Consider the following 17,082-nt stretch of genomic DNA (forward strand, 5'->3'; position numbering starts at 1 on the left):
TGTTGAAACGTCTTTGAAGGAGGATGACCATGACGAGAATACCTTCCAATGAGGATCAGATATGGCAGAAGTGGATCAATAATAAGGATCCTCAAGCTGGTGATTCATTAATACGTCTATATATGCCTCTTGTTAGTTATCATGTACAAAGGATTTCTGTAGGATTACCTAAGAATGTAAATAGAGAAGATGTAAAAAGCTATGGTCTAATGGGATTATATGATGCTCTTGAAAAATTTGATCTTTCTAGAGATTTGAAATTTGATACTTATGCATCCTTTCGAATTAGAGGTGCCATTTTGGATGGTCTTCGTAAGGAGGATTGGCTTCCTCGAAGTTTGCGGGAGAAAAATAAAAAAATTGAAGCCACCATCGAACGATTAGAACAAAGATTTATGCGAAATGTTACAGTTGAAGAAATAGCAGCGGAAGTTGAAATGACTGAAGATGAAGTAAATAATGTGATTACAGAAGGTTTTTTCGCTAATATTTTATCCATTGATGAAAGCAATAAAGACTCTGATGAGAAAGAGGGATTAAGCTTTTCCATTCGTGATAAAAACAGTTTAACCCCTGAGGAGCATACGATAAAAGAGGAACTATACAATGAACTTGCCGATGCGATTGTCGAACTAAATGACAAAGAGCAACTTGTTGTAAGTTTATTTTATCACGAAGAATTGACACTTACTGAAATTGGACAGGTCTTAGGTCTATCCACTTCAAGAATTTCGCAAATCCATTCTAAGGCTCTTTTTAAACTTCGCTCCTCATTAGGAAAAATCATGTCCATGTAATTATCCTTTACGAAGGAAGTGAGAAGATGAGTTTAAAGCTTGTAGAGTTACAGGTTGCGCTTCCAAGAACACAGGATTTAGGGAAAATACAAGAACAATTACAGCAAAAAGGTCAACTTGTGCAAGATCAGTTAGCTTCAGCACAACAAAAGGAAGATCTTGAAAAGCAAAAACAAGTAAACAAATATGATGAAACTACAAAAAATAAACTTCAAAAAGATGGTCAAAATTCTAATGGTGCCTACGTCACAAATAAAAGAAAAAAGCAAAACAAACAAATGCATCCTGCTGAAGCACATCACCCCTATAAAGGAAATCTAATAGATATAGAGGGATAAAATGTATCCATATATGCTTACAATCAGTTTTATCTTACATGTTTTCGCATTCTTTTGGATATTCTTATTATCGATGCGTTTAAAACGTACAAATGAAATAGAAAAAAGGCAAGCGGAAATACAAAAAGAAATAGAAGATTTGTTTCAGTCATACCTGCTGGAGATGAAAGAAGAAAATGAAAAGTTGTTGAATTTGATTGATAAATCAAAACCACCTATAAATAAACGTGAAAAAGTGACTCAACAACCTTATCAAACTCAGGAAAAACCGAAGCCAAAAGAGTATACACCACCAATGCCTTCTGCTCAAGATCGTTTTGAGCAATCATTAAATTCCAAAGTGGTTTTACTTCATGAGCAGGGTTTTAAAGCAGAGGAAATTGCCCAAAAATTAAATAAAGGAAAAACTGAAATAGAGTTAATTCTTAAATTTAATGGGTCAAAATGATAAAAGACTTGATTTAGAGATGTGCAGTATGGTATAGTAACTTTCGGTGTTAAATACACACGTCCGTTGATTAAAATATAGGTGCTGCAAATGCAGTCATATTTTAAAATGATGCGAACGGAGGAAATAAAACCATTTAGGAGGAAAAAAGAATGTCAGTAATTTCAATGAAGCAATTATTAGAAGCTGGTGTACATTTTGGACACCAAACACGCAGATGGAATCCTAAGATGAAGCGTTACATCTTCACAGAGCGTAACGGCATCTACATCATCGACTTGCAAAAAACAGTTAAAAAAGTTGAAGAAGCTTTCAACTTCATGAAAGAAGTAGCTGCAAATGGTGGAACAATTCTTTTTGTAGGTACTAAAAAGCAAGCTCAAGATTCTGTTAAGGAAGAAGCAGAACGCAGTGGACAATACTTCGTTAACCAACGCTGGTTAGGTGGTACTTTAACAAACTTTGAAACAATCCAAAAACGTATTGCACGCCTTAAAGAAATTGAAACAATGCGTGAAGATGGAACATTTGATGTATTGCCAAAGAAAGAAGTAGTTAACCTAAATAAAGAATTAGAGCGTCTTGAGAAGTTCTTAGGCGGAATTAAGGAAATGAAACAGATCCCTGATTGCTTATTCATTATCGACCCTCGTAAAGAGCGTATCGCAGTTGCTGAAGCTCACAAATTAAACATTCCAATTGTGGCAATTGTTGATACAAACTGTGATCCAGATGAAATCGATTATGTAATTCCTGGTAACGATGATGCAATTCGCGCTGTTAAGCTTTTAACTGCAAAAATGGCTGATGCTATTATCGAAGCTAAACAAGGTGAAGAAGTAGCAACTCCTGCTGAATAATAAGAAAAGCGGAAGTGCCCGTTTTTGGAGTCGCTGGGTGCTGGAACTGGACATAGAAGTAATTATAAAGGTGATAAGAGGGACATGCCTTTTATCACCTTTTTAAAAACATTCACAAAATAAAATGGGTATACATAACTAATCTTAAGGAGGATTCAACATGGCAGTTACTGCACAAATGGTAAAAGAGCTACGTGAAAAAACAGGTGCTGGAATGCTTGATTGTAAAAAAGCACTTACAGAAACGAATGGTGATATGGATAAAGCAATTGACTTTCTTCGTGAGAAAGGGATCGCTAAAGCTGCAAATAAAGCAGACCGTATTGCTGCTGAAGGTACAACTTCAGTATTAACTAATGGTAATAAAGCAGTTATTTTAGAAGTAAACGCTGAAACAGATTTCGTTGCTAAAAATGATGCTTTCAAACAATTAGTGTCAGAGCTTGGTGAACATTTATTATCCGAGCAACCAGCTACACTTGAAGAAGCATTAACTCAAAGCTTAAATGGAAATGGTCCCGCTCTAGAGGAACATATTAATGCTGCAATTGCAAAAATCGGTGAGAAGATCTCATTACGCCGCTTCCAATTGGTTGACAAAGAAGATAGCGATGTTTTCGGTGTTTACCTACATATGGGAGGACGTATTGGTGTGTTATCAGTGCTAGCTGGTACTAATGATGCAGATGTAGCAAAAGATGTATCAATGCATATTGCTGCTGTAAACCCACGTTATATTACACGTGATGAAGTTCCTGCAGAAGTATCAAACCATGAGCGTGAAGTTTTAACACAGCAAGCCCTTAACGAAGGCAAACCTGCAAACATCGTTGAGAAAATGGTTGAAGGCCGTCTAGGTAAATTCTTCGAAGAAATTTGCTTACTAGATCAAGCTTTCGTTAAAGACCCAGATCAAAAAGTTGGCAAATATGTTCAATCTAAAGGTGCTTCTGTAAAATCATTCATTCGCTATGAAGTAGGAGAAGGAATGGAAAAACGTCAAGAAAACTTTGCAGAAGAAGTAATGAACCAAATCAAAAAATAATGGCAATTATGTAGGGAACACATCGTGTTCCCTATTTTTAGAAAGACGGAAGAAACGATTTTTCAACTTGGAGGTAGTCATGACTAATCCGAAGTATAGACGTGTTGTATTAAAATTAAGTGGTGAAGCCCTTGCAGGTGAAAAAGGGTTTGGGATTGACCCAGCTGTCATCAATAGCGTTGCTAAGCAAGTCAAGGAAATAGCTGAGATGGATGTTGAAGTAGCGGTTGTTGTTGGCGGCGGGAATATTTGGCGTGGTAAAATAGGCAGTGAAATGGGAATGGATCGCGCAACGGCTGATTACATGGGCATGCTTGCAACTTGTATGAATTCTTTAGCACTTCAAGATAGTTTAGAGAGCATGGGAATTCAAACTCGTGTCCAAACATCTATAGAAATGCGTCAAGTTGCAGAGCCGTACATTAGAAGAAAAGCGATCCGGCATTTAGAAAAGAAACGTGTTGTTATTTTTGCTGCTGGTACGGGAAATCCTTATTTTTCAACGGATACGACTGCAGCACTACGAGCTGCCGAAATAGAGGCAGATGTGATCTTAATGGCTAAGAATAATGTTGATGGTGTCTATAGTGCAGATCCTACTATTGATAAAAATGCAGTTAAATATGAGACTCTCTCTTATTTGGATGTAATTAAAGAAGGATTAGCCGTTATGGATTCTACTGCATCATCGTTATGTATGGATAATAATATTCCATTAATCGTATTCTCAATCATGGAAGAAGGAAATATTAAACGTGCAGTTTGCGGCGAAAATATAGGAACGATTGTAAAGGGGAAATAAGTAATGGGACAAACAGTTATTAAAAACACTAAAGAAAAAATGAATAAAGCCATTCAAGCATTCAAACGTGAATTAGCTACTGTTCGTGCAGGAAGAGCAAACCCATCGCTACTAGACAGAGTATCAGTAAATTATTATGGTGCACCAACACCACTAAATCAATTATCTTCTATTACTGTTCCAGAGGCACGCCTTTTAGTAATCCAACCATACGATAAATCAGTTTTAAATGATATCGAAAAGGCAATTTTAAAGGCTGATCTAGGACTTAACCCTTCAAATGACGGAACCATTATTCGAATTGCAATTCCAGCGTTAACAGAGGAGCGTCGCAAGTCATTAGCTAAAGATGTTAAGGCAATGGCAGAGGATGCAAAAATTGCTATTAGAAATGTTCGTCGTGATGCCAATGATGACTTGAAGAAGTTAGAAAAAGATGGACAGATTACCGAAGATGAACTTCGTAGTTTTTCTGACGATGTTCAAAAAGAAACTGATAACCATGTAAAAGAAATTGATAATATTACAAAAGAAAAAGAAAAAGAAATAATGGAAGTTTAGACCAATTCACGATACAATATTATTTACAAAGAAACCCTCTTATCATTCAATCAGGGGGTTTTTTTACTATGACGTAATTCAAAAAAAGTTTAGGTGGAGGATCCGAATGCTCGATAAGTTCTCATTAAAAAAGAAAAAAAAAGAAGCCAGCGCTTCAAATTATTCCAAAGAACATATTGATCTTTCTTCCGTACCTAGTCACATTGCTATCATTATGGATGGAAATGGCCGTTGGGCAAAAAAAAGAGGTCTCCCTCGTATAGCCGGTCACCATGAAGGAATGAAAGTAGTTCGGAAAATAGTTAAAGCTTCTAATGAAATTGGAGTTAAAGCATTAACTCTTTACGCGTTTTCGACAGAAAATTGGAAAAGGCCGAAATCGGAAGTTGAATATTTAATGAGACTGCCTGAAGAATTTTTAGGATCATTCTTACCTGAATTGGTTGCAGAAAATGTCCAAGTGCGTGTTATGGGAAATAAAGAACAATTACCAGCCCATACATTACGGGCCATCAATAAAGCTATGAATGATACAAAAGAAAACGATGGGTTAATTTTAAATTTTGCATTAAATTATGGAAGCCGCTTTGAAATAATTGAAGGTATTAAGCAAATCATAAAAGATACGAATAATGGTAAACTAAGCGTCGATGATATTAATGAAGAGCTATTTTCGGAGTATTTAATGAGCTCTGACTTAGCTGAACCGGATTTATTAATTCGGACTAGTGGAGAGGTACGTCTAAGTAATTTTATGCTGTGGCAGTTAGCATATGCCGAATTTTGGTTTACCGAAGTATTATGGCCCGATTTTGAGGAAAAAAATTTTTATCAAGCGATCGTAGAATATCAACGTCGTGGCCGGAGGTTTGGTGGCGTCTAAATAAAAGTGAGGAACTAAAATGAAAACTAGAATACTGACAGCAATTATTGCAGCAGCCATTTTTTTACCGCTGGTTATTATTGGGGAAACCCCATTTGTTATTTTAGTGTACCTTTTAGGTACAATTGCCTTGAAGGAATTATTAAGGATGAAAAAAATTCGGGTGTTATCATTACCTGGTTTAATCGGATTTATATTTCTATGGGTATTGTTAATTCCCCATTCATTTTTAATCGAAAGCGTGGGTGCCAACTTTTCCAAAATTGAAGCGGCTCTTATTGTTGTAATGCTGCTGTTGATCTACACCGTCATTTCGAAAAATGAGTTTACATTTGATGATGCTGGATTCATCATTTTATCGACTGTATACGTTGGCGTTGGATTTTATTATTTAATCGAAACAAGAATGGCTGGGTTATCCTACGTCTTTTTTGCATTATTTGTCATTTGGGCAACGGACTCTGGCGCATACTTTATTGGGAGAGCATTTGGGAAAAGAAAGCTTTGGCCTGAAATTAGTCCGAATAAGACGGTAGCAGGCTTTGTTGGCGGAGTTTTGTCTGCACTATTGGTAGGGTTAATTTTTCAAATCGTAAGTCCGTTGCATCCTTCTTTACTTTTTGTATTGGTCGTAACGGTTGTTACCTCCCTCTTTGGTCAGATGGGTGACCTGGTTGAATCTGCTTTAAAAAGACATTTTACAGTAAAGGATTCAGGTCATATCCTTCCTGGCCATGGCGGAATTTTGGACAGGTTTGATAGTCTTCTTTTTGTTTTACCGATACTTCATTTTTTACAGTTCATTTAGGATGGGAGCAACTATGAAAAAAATAAGTTTACTCGGTGCAACTGGATCCATTGGAACGCAAACATTAGATGTGATCAAGCTGCATCCAGATCAATTTACATTAGAAGCAATTTCAATTGGGAAAAATTTAACATTGGGTTTGGATATCATTCATACATATATACCAAAGGTTGTTTCAGTTATCGATAAAGAAAGCTATGAATATTTACAGTCAAGGGTTCCCGATAATGTGAAAGTTGTTTATGGTGATGAGGGATTAATTGAAGTTGCAGCGAATGTCGAATCACAGGTTGTTGTAAATGCTGTTATGGGAAGCGTGGGCTTAAAGCCTACATTAAAGGCGATTGAAGCAGGAAAAACGATGGCCATTGCCAATAAAGAAACTTTAGTCACAGCTGGTCACCTTGTAATGGGGGCAGCTAAAACTCATAATGTTCACATATTGCCTGTGGACAGTGAACATTCTGCTATTTTTCAATGCTTGAATGGTGAAGATAAAAAAGCTTTGGAACGAATCATATTAACAGCTTCTGGCGGAAGTTTCCGTGATCGAACCCGGTCAGAACTGAAGGATGTGACAGTAGAATCTGCTCTTAACCATCCAAATTGGTCGATGGGAGCTAAGATTACCATTGATTCTGCAACTATGATGAATAAGGGCTTGGAGGTAATTGAGGCACACTGGTTATTTGACATGCCTTATGAACAAATTGATGTAGTTCTACATAGGGAAAGTATTATTCATTCATTGGTAGAATTCCAAGATACTAGTATGATTGCACAAATTGGTTCTCCCGATATGAGAGTACCTATCCAATATGCCTTAACATATCCCGTAAGACTTGCACTACCTCTTTCTAAAAGGTTAAACTTAATTGAGGTAGGAAAACTTCATTTTGAAGAAGCCAACCTAGAAAGATTCCGCTGTTTACAATTTGCCTATGATGCTGGAAAAGTTGGCGGAACAATGACAACTGTACTTAATGCAGCAAATGAAGAAGCTGTACAGCTTTTTCTAAATAGACAAATCAGTTTCTTGGATATCGAGGCGTACATTGAAAAGGCTCTTGAACAACATATTCCTATTAAGAACCCTGATTTAGATACAATCGTAGCGGTTGATCAGGAAACAAGAAAATTTGTAAATACATTAATCTGAAGTAGGACACTAAAAAAAAGGTGGTTTTTCATTTGAACACGGTAATTGCATTCATCATTATTTTTGGAGCGCTAGTTTTTTTTCATGAACTTGGGCATTTAGTATTTGCAAAACGCGCTGGAATGCTTTGTCGTGAATTTGCAATCGGCTTTGGACCAAAGGTATTTTCATTCCGCTCTAATGAAACACTTTATACAATCCGATTATTACCACTAGGGGGATTTGTCAGGGTAGCTGGGGAAGATCCAGAATTAGTAGAAATAAAACCAGGCTATAATATCGGTTTAGTCTTCGGGCATAATGATAAAGTTACGAAAATAATTGTAAACAATAAAACAAAATATCCGAATGCAAAAGTAATAGAAGTTGAACAAATTGATCTTGTACATAAATTGTCCATTTCTGGTTTTGAACAAGATGATGACGGGTTGCAAACATTCCAAATTGACGAAAGAGCTATGCTTGTTGTTGATGATCAAGAAACGCAGATTGCTCCATATAATAGGCAATTTGCGTCAAAAACAGTTCCGCAAAGGGCAATGCAAATTTTTGCAGGACCGATGATGAACTTCATTTTAGCATTAGTCTTATTTGTCATTTTAGGTACGCTAGTTGGAACACCGGTGAAAGAACCAATTTTAGGTGAGTTAACGAGCGATGGCTCTGCGATTGAGTCTGGTTTAAAACAAGGGGACAGAGTGCTATCCATTGATAACCAAGAAATCGTAAATTGGGAGGAAATGGTTAAAATTATCCAACAAAATGGCGATCAGGAACTGCTGTTTTCAATCGAACGCGGTGGTCAACAATTGGAAATTCCCGTTACTCCAAAGGTTAGAGATGGTGAAAAAATTGGATTTATTGGCGTCTACCCATCTGTTGAAAAGTCAGTTTTAGGTTCCGTTACTTACGGTTTTGAACAAACCTACTTTTGGACAAAACAAATACTCGTTGGCTTAAGTCAGCTTATTGTCGGCCAATTTTCAATTGACGATTTATCTGGCCCTGTTGGTATATACAGTCTCACAGATGAAGTAGCCCAAACAGGAATTTACAACTTAATGCGATGGGCATCTATCTTGAGCATTAACCTCGGAATCGTAAATTTATTGCCTCTTCCAGCACTTGATGGAGGTCGGCTTATCTTTATAGGCATTGAGGCTGTGCGCGGAAAACCAGTCGATCCGCAAAAGGAAGGGATTGTCCATTTTATCGGCTTTGCCCTACTAATGCTGTTAATGTTGGTAGTTACTTGGAATGATATTCAAAGGTATTTTCTATAATTGAATTTCCTATAATTTGCTCGTTCTATAATTTTAATAATTGCTGTTATAATGAAGAGGTGCTGAAAATGAAACAAAGTAAAATGCTTATTCCTACTTTACGAGATGTACCAGCTGACGCGGATATAAAAAGCCATCAATTATTATTAAGAGCTGGATTTATGCGTCAAACTGCTTCTGGTGTGTATAGTTACCTGCCTTTAGCAAAGAAAGTACTACAAAAGGTTGAACAAATTGTTCGGGAAGAAATGGATGCAATCAATGGCTCAGAATTGTTAATGCCAACGTTGCAGCCTGCTGAACTATGGCAAGAAACAGGACGCTGGTATAATTATGGTGCTGAATTAATGAGAATAAAAGATCGCCATGCCCGTGATTTTGCCCTTGGTCCTACACATGAAGAGGTCATCACTTCATTAGTTCGTGACGAAATCAGTTCATATAAAAAGCTTCCGCTTGTCTTATATCAGATACAAACAAAATTCCGTGACGAGGCACGGCCTCGGTTTGGACTTTTAAGAGGCCGGGAATTTATTATGAAGGATGCTTATTCATTCCACTCTTCGAAAGAAAGTTTGGACGAGGCTTATAATGACATGGTAAAAGCCTACTCTAATATTTTCAGAAGATGTGGTTTGAACTTTAGAGCAGTAATCGCTGACTCTGGAGCGATAGGCGGAAAAAATTCACAAGAGTTTATGGTGCTTACAGATGTTGGGGAGGATACGATTGCCTTTTCTAATGAATCTGATTTTGCAGCTAATGTCGAAATGGCACCTGTTCACGTTCAATATGAAAAATCTAATGAAGAATTAGCAACTTTAGAAAAAATAGAAACGAAAAATCAAAAAACAATTGAGGAAATTTCACGATTTTTAAATGTCGCTAAAGAAAAATGTTTAAAATCATTGCTCTTTAAAGTAGATGAAAAATATGTGTTAGTCGTGGTTCGTGGTGACCATGAAGTAAATGACATAAAGGTTAAAAATTTATTGGATGCAAAATCGGTGGAACTTGCTTCATCTGAAGAAACATTAAATATTTTAAAAGCAGAAGTTGGTTCAGTGGGGCCAATCGGGTTAACGGAAGAAGTTGATATTATTGCAGACTATGCTGTTCAATCTGTTGTTAACGGTGTCTGTGGTGCAAATGAAACGGATTACCATTATACCGGTGTAAATATTGGCCGCGATTTTCAGCCAAGTCAGATTGCTGATTTACGCTTTATTCAAGAAGGTGACCCTTCACCTGATGGAAAGGGAACGATTCAGTTTGCGGAAGGCATTGAAGTTGGACATGTCTTTAAATTGGGTACGGTTTACAGTGAGTCAATGAAAGCGACTTATCTTGATGAAAATGGAAAGTCACAGCCAATGATTATGGGCTGCTATGGCATCGGCGTTTCAAGAACAGTAGCAGCCATCGTTGAACAGCATCATGATGAAAATGGCATCATTTGGCCTGTTTCTGTAACACCATTTGAAGTTCATCTTATTCCAATTAATATGAAGACAGAAGCTCAAAAAGAACTGGCCGACCAAATCTATAATAAGCTTAACAGAGAATCGGTTTCTGTATTATATGATGATCGTAATGAGCGTCCAGGTGTTAAATTTGCAGACTCTGATCTATTTGGTTTCCCAATTCGGATTACGGTTGGTAAGAAAGCGGAAGAGGGCATCGTAGAATTAAAACTTCGTAAGTCTGGGGAAACATTAGAAGTAGCCATAGACAATATCGTAGACGTAATTAAAAAGCAATTGAACTCTTATTAGTAGAATGGTAATAAAAAAATATAAGGTACCTCTTCTTCACTGGTGGGGTACCTTCCTTTTGTTTCATAGGGGGAGATAAAAAGTGTCTCAAGAATTACAGGTTAGAAAAGAACGTTTTCAGTTATTATTAGAGCAAATATCCTTGCCAACCATATTAATAGATTCATATTTTCAAGATGCCTGGATTGAAAAAGTAACGATTGAACGCAGCAAAAAATCATGGCATTTCGAATTTGGATTACAAACACATATACCTCTTGAAGCGTTCTTACTATTCAAATCTCATTTAATCAATACTTTTAAACAAATCGCTAATGTGACATTTTCACTAACCTATTCGGTACAGGCCAATTTTGGAAATGTCGTTTTGGAATATTGGCCATATATTATTGAGCAGCTCGAAGGTATTTCACCAGCAGTTTTATCATTGTTTAGGGAACACGTGCCAAAACAGCTTGGAAATAAGCTTATTCTAAACGTACGAAATGAACCTGAAGCCATGGCTATTAAAAAGAAATATGCTTCTAATTTCGATACTATTTTTCAAACACTAGGTTTTCCTTCTTTTACGATTGAAACTGAAGTGATTCATTTAGAGGAAGAGTATGCAAAATTTAAAGATCAGACAGAACAAGAAGATCGTTCAAAAATGTTAGAGGCCTTAGTATCATCAGAACAAACTAAAAAACAATCACAGGAGGTTCAAGAGGAACCAACAGGACCTGTAACGATTGGCTATATGATTAAAGATGAACCTGTTCCTATTAAGGAAATCCAGGATGAGGAACGGCGGATCACAATTCAAGGGTATGTATTTTTTAGTGAATTGAAGGAACTGCGAAGTGGTCGCTCTTTGTTAACCTTTAAAATTACGGATTATACTGATTCCTTAATGATTAAAATCTTTTCTCGCGATAAAGATGATGTGTCGCTTCTACAAGCGATCAAAAAGGGAATGTGGGTTAAAGTGCGTGGTGGCATCCAAATGGACACATTTGTCCGTGACCTTGTCATGATGGCTCAAGATGTCAATGAAATCAAACCTGATGAGCGAGAGGATACTGCAGAGGAAAAAAGGGTGGAACTTCATCTCCATACCCCGATGAGTCAAATGGATGCTATGACCCCCATTTCAGATTTAGTTAAACAAGCAAAAAAGTGGGGCCATGAGGCGATTGCCGTAACCGACCATGCTGTTGCTCAATCCTTTCCTGAAGCTTATTCGGCAGGTAAAAAAAATGGCATCAAAATATTATATGGCTTGGAGGCTAACCTTGTTAATGATGGGGTGCCGATTGCTTATAATCCAAGTCACCGCCTGCTGAATGAAGAGACCTACATTGTTTTTGACGTTGAAACAACTGGTCTTTCTGCGGTGTATGACACGATCATCGAGTTGGCTGCTGTTAAAGTAAAAAACGGTGAAATTATTGACCGTTTTGAAGCCTTTGCCAATCCACATCATCCTCTATCAGCGACAACGATTGAACTGACAGGGATTACGGATGATATGGTGAAGGATGCACCTGATATTGAAGTTGTTATAAAGCAATTTAAGGATTGGGTAGGCAATGATATTTTAGTTGCTCATAACGCCAGCTTTGATATGGGTTTTTATAACATGGGACTGCAAAAAATCGGTCTTGAAAAATCAACCAACCCAGTTATTGATACACTCGAATTAGGACGATACTTATATCCTGAATTAAAGAATCATCGTCTTAACACATTATGTAAAAAATTTGATATTGAATTAACACAACATCACCGTGCCATTTATGATGCAGAAGCAACAGGTCATTTATTACTAAAAATGCTCAAGGATTGTGATGAAAAGGAAATTCGTTATCATGATGAATTAAATAACAATATGGGGCAATCGGGTGCTTATAAACGGTCAAGACCATCCCATTGTATCATTTTTGCTCAAAACGATATTGGCTTAAAAAACCTATTTAAATTAATCTCTTTTTCCCATGTTGATTATTTTTACAGGGTTCCAAGAATACCAAGGTCATTACTGACAAAATATCGTGAGGGATTGATTATTGGTTCAGGCTGCGATCAAGGCGAAGTTTTTGAAGCAATGATGCAAAAATCACCGGAAGAAGCTGAGCAAATTGCCGAGTTTTATGACTATCTCGAAATTCAGCCGCCTTCCAATTATTATCATCTGATAGAAAAAGAGCTTGTTCGGAATGAACAGGCACTACAAAGTATTTTGAAAAATATAGTAAAACTTGGAGAAAAGATGGGGAAACCCGTCGTTGCAACCGGCAACGTCCATTATCTAAATAAAGAAGATTATATTTACCGGAAAATCCTGATTGCTTCTCAAAATGCAAACCCGCTAAATAGACAGACACAGCCGCTCGTTCATTTTAGAACAACGAATGAAATGCTCGAATGTATGGCCTTTTTAGGGGAAGAAAAAGCAAAGGAAGTCGTCGTTACAAATACTAAAAAAATTGCTGATTCGATTGAGGAAATTAAGCCGATTAAAGACGAGCTTTATACCCCTAAAATTGAAGGAGCAGATGAGGAAATTCGGGAAATGAGTTACAATCGGGCCCGTTTAATTTATGGAGAAAACCTACCTGAAATTATCGAGGCCAGACTTGAAAAAGAATTAAAGAGTATCATCGGGCACGGTTTTGCCGTTATTTATTTGATTTCCCATAAGCTTGTAAAAAAATCACTTAATGACGGGTATCTTGTAGGGTCACGGGGATCGGTGGGATCTTCCTTTGTTGCGACAATGACTGAAATTACTGAGGTTAATCCATTACCTCCGCATTACGTATGTCCAAATTGCAAGCATTCGGAGTTTTTTAATGATGGTTCAGTTGGTTCCGGTTTTGACTTGCCTGATAAAAATTGTCCGGAATGTGGTACAGAATATAAAAAAGATGGACATGATATTCCGTTTGAAACGTTCTTAGGCTTTAAAGGTGATAAAGTACCAGATATCGATTTGAATTTCTCAGGTGATTATCAGCCGCGGGCTCATAACTACACAAAGGTATTATTCGGTGAGGAGTATGTCTATCGTGCCGGTACAATTGGTACAGTTGCCGATAAAACGGCTTTTGGCTATGTGAAAGGCTATGCTTCTGACCATAATCTAACATTTAGAAACGCCGAGGTAGAACGCCTTGCCACCGGTTGTACGGGAGTAAAAAGGACAACAGGGCAGCACCCGGGTGGAATTATCGTTATTCCAGATTATATGGATGTCTACGATTTTACACCAATTCAATATCCGGCTGATGATGTTGATGCAGATTGGAAAACAACCCATTTTGATTTCCACTCGATCCATGATAATGTATTGAAGCTGGATATACTCGGCCACGACGATCCGACGGTCATTCGGATGCTCCAGGATTTAAGCGGGATTGACCCGAAAACAATTCCAACCGATGATCCAGAAGTAATGAAAATTTTCTCCGGACCGGAATCCATCGGGGTTACTGAGGAACAAATTATGTGTAAAACTGGTACATTAGGGATACCGGAATTTGGTACAAAGTTTGTTAGACAGATGCTTGAAGATACAAAACCAAGTACCTTCTCAGAGCTTGTACAGATTTCCGGTTTATCCCATGGAACCGATGTGTGGCTGAACAACGCGAATGAATTGATTCAAAACGGGACATGTACATTAAGCGAAGTAATCGGGTGCCGGGATGATATCATGGTTTATTTAATTTACAAGGGGCTTGATCCATCGTTGGCCTTTAAAATTATGGAGTCCGTTCGTAAGGGAAAAGGCTTAACAGACGAATTTATCGAAGAAATGAGGAATAATAACGTCCCTCTTTGGTACATTGAATCATGTAAAAAAATTAAATATATGTTCCCGAAGGCCCATGCGGCTGCCTATGTTCTTATGGCTGTACGGATAGCCTACTTTAAAGTTCATTTTCCGATTCTTTTTTATGCGGCCTATTTTACGGTTCGCGCTGATGACTTTGATGTTGAAGCGATGGTGAAGGGAAGCAATGCGATTCGCAGTAAAATTGAAGAAATCAATGCAAAAGGACTTGAGGCATCTACAAAGGAGAAAAACCTACAAACTGTTTTAGAGTTGGCTTTGGAAATGTGTGAGCGCGGGTTCTCCTTCCAAAAAATCGATTTATATCGATCAAGTGCAGCAGAGTTTATTGTTGAGGGCAATACTTTAATACCACCATTCAACTCCATTCCTGGCTTAGGCACAAATGCGGCTATTAACATTGTAAAAGCACGGGAAGATGGTGAGTTTCTATCTAAAGAAGATTTGCAGCAGCGAAGTAAAATATCAAAAACGGTTCTGGAATATCTAGAAAACCAAGGTTGTCTACAAGGATTACCTGACCAAAACCAGTTGTCGCTATTCTAGATGTCTAGTTCCAGCGCCCAGCGACTAGTGGACTTCGCTGAACGGGTGCTTTCGCTTTTCGCTTGTTGCATAAAATTCGGTAATATGGTATATTTTTATCGATGATACGAAAAATATTGGTAAATGTTAAAGAGTGGGCTAAAACCCACTCTTTCGTTTTCAACTTACTTCTTTAGCATTGATTGCATAAATTTTTCTATTTATCCCTGCTTTAAAAAAGCAGGGAATTTTATATCAATTAGTTAGACATCTCTCATTCGCAAGTTTCTTTTGATAAGGAGGTTTAATATGAGTAAAAAAGTAACAGAAGTAACGGAAGAACTTGTTCTCCCAATACTTTCTGAGATGAATTTAGAACTGGTTGATATTGAGTTTGTGAAGGAAGGAAAGAACTGGTACTTACGCGTTTTCATTGATTCAGAAAAAGGAATTGATATAGAGGACTGTGGTAAGGTAAGTGAAAAATTAAGTGAACAGCTGGATGAAAAAGACCCTATTACATATCCTTATTTTTTGGAAGTGTCTTCGCCTGGAGCTGAACGGCCGCTAAAAAAATCTGATGATATTAAGAAAGCAATAGGCAAACAAGTTCATATTAAAACATATGAGCCAATAGAATCAGAAAAGGCCTTCGAAGGGAAGTTAATCGACTTTGATGGGGAAACCTTAAAAGTAGAAGTTTTAATTAAAACAAGAAAAAAACAATTCGATATTCCTTACAATAAAGTTGCTAGCGCACGGCTGGCTGTTACCTTCCATTAAGGTTGACTATTTTAAAGGGGAGAAAACAATGAGTAGTGAATTATTAGATGCTTTAACCTTGCTCGAAAAGGAAAAAGGCATCAGTAAAAATATTCTTTTAGAGGCGATTGAAGCGGCCTTAATTTCTGCTTACAAACGAAATTTTAATTCAGCACAAAATGTTCGAGTTGATGTAAACCCTGAAACAGGAACAATGCGTGTCTTTGCCAGAAAAGAAGTTGTTGAAGAAGTGTTTGACCCGAGATTAGAAATCTCACATGAAGAAGCTAAAAAGCTTAATCCCAATTATGAAATTGAAGATGTTGTGGAAATTGAAGTTACACCTAAAGATTTTGGCCGGATTGCAGCACAAACAGCGAAACAGGTTGTTACGCAGCGTGTCCGCGAGGCTGAAAGAGGTGTCATCTATTCTGAGTATATTGACAGGGAAGAAGACATTATGACTGGAATCGTTCAAAGACAAGACTCCAGATTTATATACGTAAACCTAGGAAAAATTGAAGCTCTTCTGCCAGTAAGCGAACAAATGCCAAATGAAACGTACAAACCACATGACCGAATTAAGGTCTTTATTACAAAGGTTGAAAAAACAACAAAAGGACCACAAATTTTCGTATCAAGAACACATCCTGGACTTTTAAAACGTTTGTTTGAAATTGAAGTTCCAGAAATTTATGATGGTACAGTTGAAATAAAATCAGTTTCGCGGGAAGCAGGGGACCGCTCCAAGATTGCTGTTCACTCTGATAATCCCGAGGTTGATCCTGTAGGTTCATGTGTTGGACAAAAAGGGCAGCGGGTCCAAGCCATTGTTAACGAATTGAAAGGTGAAAAAATTGATATTGTACGCTGGTCAAAGGATCCAGTAGAATATGTAGCCAATGCTTTAAGCCCTTCCCAGGTAGTAAAAGTAATCGTGGATGAAGAGGAAAAGGCAACAACGGTTATTGTTCCTGATTTCCAGTTATCACTAGCTATTGGAAAAAGAGGACAAAATGCAAGGCTGGCTGCAAAATTAACGGGTTGGAAGATCGATATTAAAAGTCTCTCAGAAGCAAAGGAAGAGAACGTACTAGATGAGGAATCAACCGACTTTGAAGAACCGCTTTTTTCTGTACAAGATGATTACTTAACAGATAATCAAGATGATGTAGAGGACAAAGAAATAGAGTAGGGG

15 protein-coding genes are annotated in these 17,082 nt (G+C 37.4%); all 15 read left to right on the top strand.

Features of this window, described 5'->3' with window-relative positions; all coding sequences use genetic code 11:
* The first annotated feature begins 29 nt into the window (after window positions 1-29).
* A complete protein-coding gene (locus tag BAZO_RS15380) occupies window positions 30-797 on the top strand; it encodes a FliA/WhiG family RNA polymerase sigma factor (RefSeq protein ID WP_003332566.1) in 768 nt (255 codons plus the stop codon).
* A gap of 26 nt (window positions 798-823) precedes the next feature.
* Window positions 824-1,135: a hypothetical protein gene (locus BAZO_RS15385; protein WP_003332567.1), complete on the top strand. Its 312-nt coding sequence runs from the start codon at window positions 824-826 to the stop codon at window positions 1,133-1,135.
* A 73-nt stretch (window positions 1,136-1,208) separates the two neighbouring features.
* On the top strand, window positions 1,209-1,583 hold the full coding sequence (locus tag BAZO_RS15390; RefSeq protein ID WP_235786746.1) for a DUF6115 domain-containing protein: 375 nt from the start codon (window positions 1,209-1,211) through the stop codon (window positions 1,581-1,583).
* A gap of 152 nt (window positions 1,584-1,735) precedes the next feature.
* Window positions 1,736-2,443, top strand: a complete 708-nt coding sequence (gene rpsB / locus BAZO_RS15395) for a 30S ribosomal protein S2 (protein ID WP_003332569.1) — start codon at window positions 1,736-1,738, stop codon at window positions 2,441-2,443.
* A 160-nt stretch (window positions 2,444-2,603) separates the two neighbouring features.
* The gene (gene tsf / locus BAZO_RS15400) at window positions 2,604-3,488 is read left to right on the top strand and encodes a translation elongation factor Ts (RefSeq protein ID WP_003332570.1); all 885 of its coding nucleotides are present in this window, start codon (window positions 2,604-2,606) and stop codon (window positions 3,486-3,488) included.
* 79 nt (window positions 3,489-3,567) lie between these two features.
* Window positions 3,568-4,290 (top strand): UMP kinase, encoded by a 723-nt coding sequence (gene pyrH, locus BAZO_RS15405; RefSeq protein ID WP_003332571.1) that lies wholly within the window; start codon window positions 3,568-3,570, stop codon window positions 4,288-4,290.
* A 3-nt stretch (window positions 4,291-4,293) separates the two neighbouring features.
* Complete coding sequence (gene frr / locus BAZO_RS15410; protein WP_003332572.1) at window positions 4,294-4,851, top strand: ribosome recycling factor; 558 nt, start codon at window positions 4,294-4,296, stop codon at window positions 4,849-4,851.
* A 106-nt stretch (window positions 4,852-4,957) separates the two neighbouring features.
* Complete coding sequence (locus BAZO_RS15415; protein ID WP_003332574.1) at window positions 4,958-5,734, top strand: isoprenyl transferase; 777 nt, start codon at window positions 4,958-4,960, stop codon at window positions 5,732-5,734.
* Window positions 5,735-5,753: 19 nt separating this feature from the next.
* A complete protein-coding gene (locus tag BAZO_RS15420; RefSeq protein WP_003332575.1) occupies window positions 5,754-6,542 on the top strand; it encodes a phosphatidate cytidylyltransferase in 789 nt (262 codons plus the stop codon).
* 13 nt (window positions 6,543-6,555) lie between these two features.
* On the top strand, window positions 6,556-7,701 hold the full coding sequence (locus BAZO_RS15425; protein ID WP_003332576.1) for a 1-deoxy-D-xylulose-5-phosphate reductoisomerase: 1,146 nt from the start codon (window positions 6,556-6,558) through the stop codon (window positions 7,699-7,701).
* 32 nt (window positions 7,702-7,733) lie between these two features.
* A complete protein-coding gene (rseP, locus tag BAZO_RS15430; RefSeq protein ID WP_003332577.1) occupies window positions 7,734-8,984 on the top strand; it encodes an RIP metalloprotease RseP in 1,251 nt (416 codons plus the stop codon).
* Window positions 8,985-9,052: 68 nt separating this feature from the next.
* Complete coding sequence (locus BAZO_RS15435) at window positions 9,053-10,759, top strand: proline--tRNA ligase (RefSeq protein WP_003332578.1); 1,707 nt, start codon at window positions 9,053-9,055, stop codon at window positions 10,757-10,759.
* A gap of 82 nt (window positions 10,760-10,841) precedes the next feature.
* Entirely contained in the window at window positions 10,842-15,143 is a 4,302-nt protein-coding gene (locus tag BAZO_RS15440) for a PolC-type DNA polymerase III (RefSeq protein ID WP_003332579.1), read from the top strand.
* A 288-nt stretch (window positions 15,144-15,431) separates the two neighbouring features.
* Complete coding sequence (gene rimP / locus BAZO_RS15445) at window positions 15,432-15,905, top strand: ribosome maturation factor RimP (protein WP_003332580.1); 474 nt, start codon at window positions 15,432-15,434, stop codon at window positions 15,903-15,905.
* Window positions 15,906-15,933: 28 nt separating this feature from the next.
* Window positions 15,934-17,079: a transcription termination factor NusA gene (nusA, locus tag BAZO_RS15450; RefSeq protein WP_003332581.1), complete on the top strand. Its 1,146-nt coding sequence runs from the start codon at window positions 15,934-15,936 to the stop codon at window positions 17,077-17,079.
* Window positions 17,080-17,082: the final 3 nt, after the last annotated feature.

Source organism: Schinkia azotoformans LMG 9581, assembly GCF_000307855.1.
Classification (GTDB): Bacteria; Bacillota; Bacilli; order Bacillales; family Bacillaceae_J; genus Schinkia; species Schinkia azotoformans.

Bases quoted from the DNA above. Each gene is read 5' to 3' on its own strand.
- BAZO_RS15380 (WP_003332566.1), top strand. From the start codon at position 30: ATGACGAGAATACCTTCCAATGAGGATCAGATATGGCAGAAGTGGATC.
- BAZO_RS15385 (WP_003332567.1), top strand. From the start codon at position 824: ATGAGTTTAAAGCTTGTAGAGTTACAGGTTGCGCTTCCAAGAACACAG.
- BAZO_RS15390 (WP_235786746.1), top strand. From the start codon at position 1,209: ATGCGTTTAAAACGTACAAATGAAATAGAAAAAAGGCAAGCGGAAATA.
- rpsB (WP_003332569.1), top strand. From the start codon at position 1,736: ATGTCAGTAATTTCAATGAAGCAATTATTAGAAGCTGGTGTACATTTT.
- tsf (WP_003332570.1), top strand. From the start codon at position 2,604: ATGGCAGTTACTGCACAAATGGTAAAAGAGCTACGTGAAAAAACAGGT.
- pyrH (WP_003332571.1), top strand. From the start codon at position 3,568: ATGACTAATCCGAAGTATAGACGTGTTGTATTAAAATTAAGTGGTGAA.
- frr (WP_003332572.1), top strand. From the start codon at position 4,294: ATGGGACAAACAGTTATTAAAAACACTAAAGAAAAAATGAATAAAGCC.
- BAZO_RS15415 (WP_003332574.1), top strand. From the start codon at position 4,958: ATGCTCGATAAGTTCTCATTAAAAAAGAAAAAAAAAGAAGCCAGCGCT.
- BAZO_RS15420 (WP_003332575.1), top strand. From the start codon at position 5,754: ATGAAAACTAGAATACTGACAGCAATTATTGCAGCAGCCATTTTTTTA.
- BAZO_RS15425 (WP_003332576.1), top strand. From the start codon at position 6,556: ATGAAAAAAATAAGTTTACTCGGTGCAACTGGATCCATTGGAACGCAA.
- BAZO_RS15435 (WP_003332578.1), top strand. From the start codon at position 9,053: ATGAAACAAAGTAAAATGCTTATTCCTACTTTACGAGATGTACCAGCT.
- rimP (WP_003332580.1), top strand. From the start codon at position 15,432: ATGAGTAAAAAAGTAACAGAAGTAACGGAAGAACTTGTTCTCCCAATA.
- nusA (WP_003332581.1), top strand. From the start codon at position 15,934: ATGAGTAGTGAATTATTAGATGCTTTAACCTTGCTCGAAAAGGAAAAA.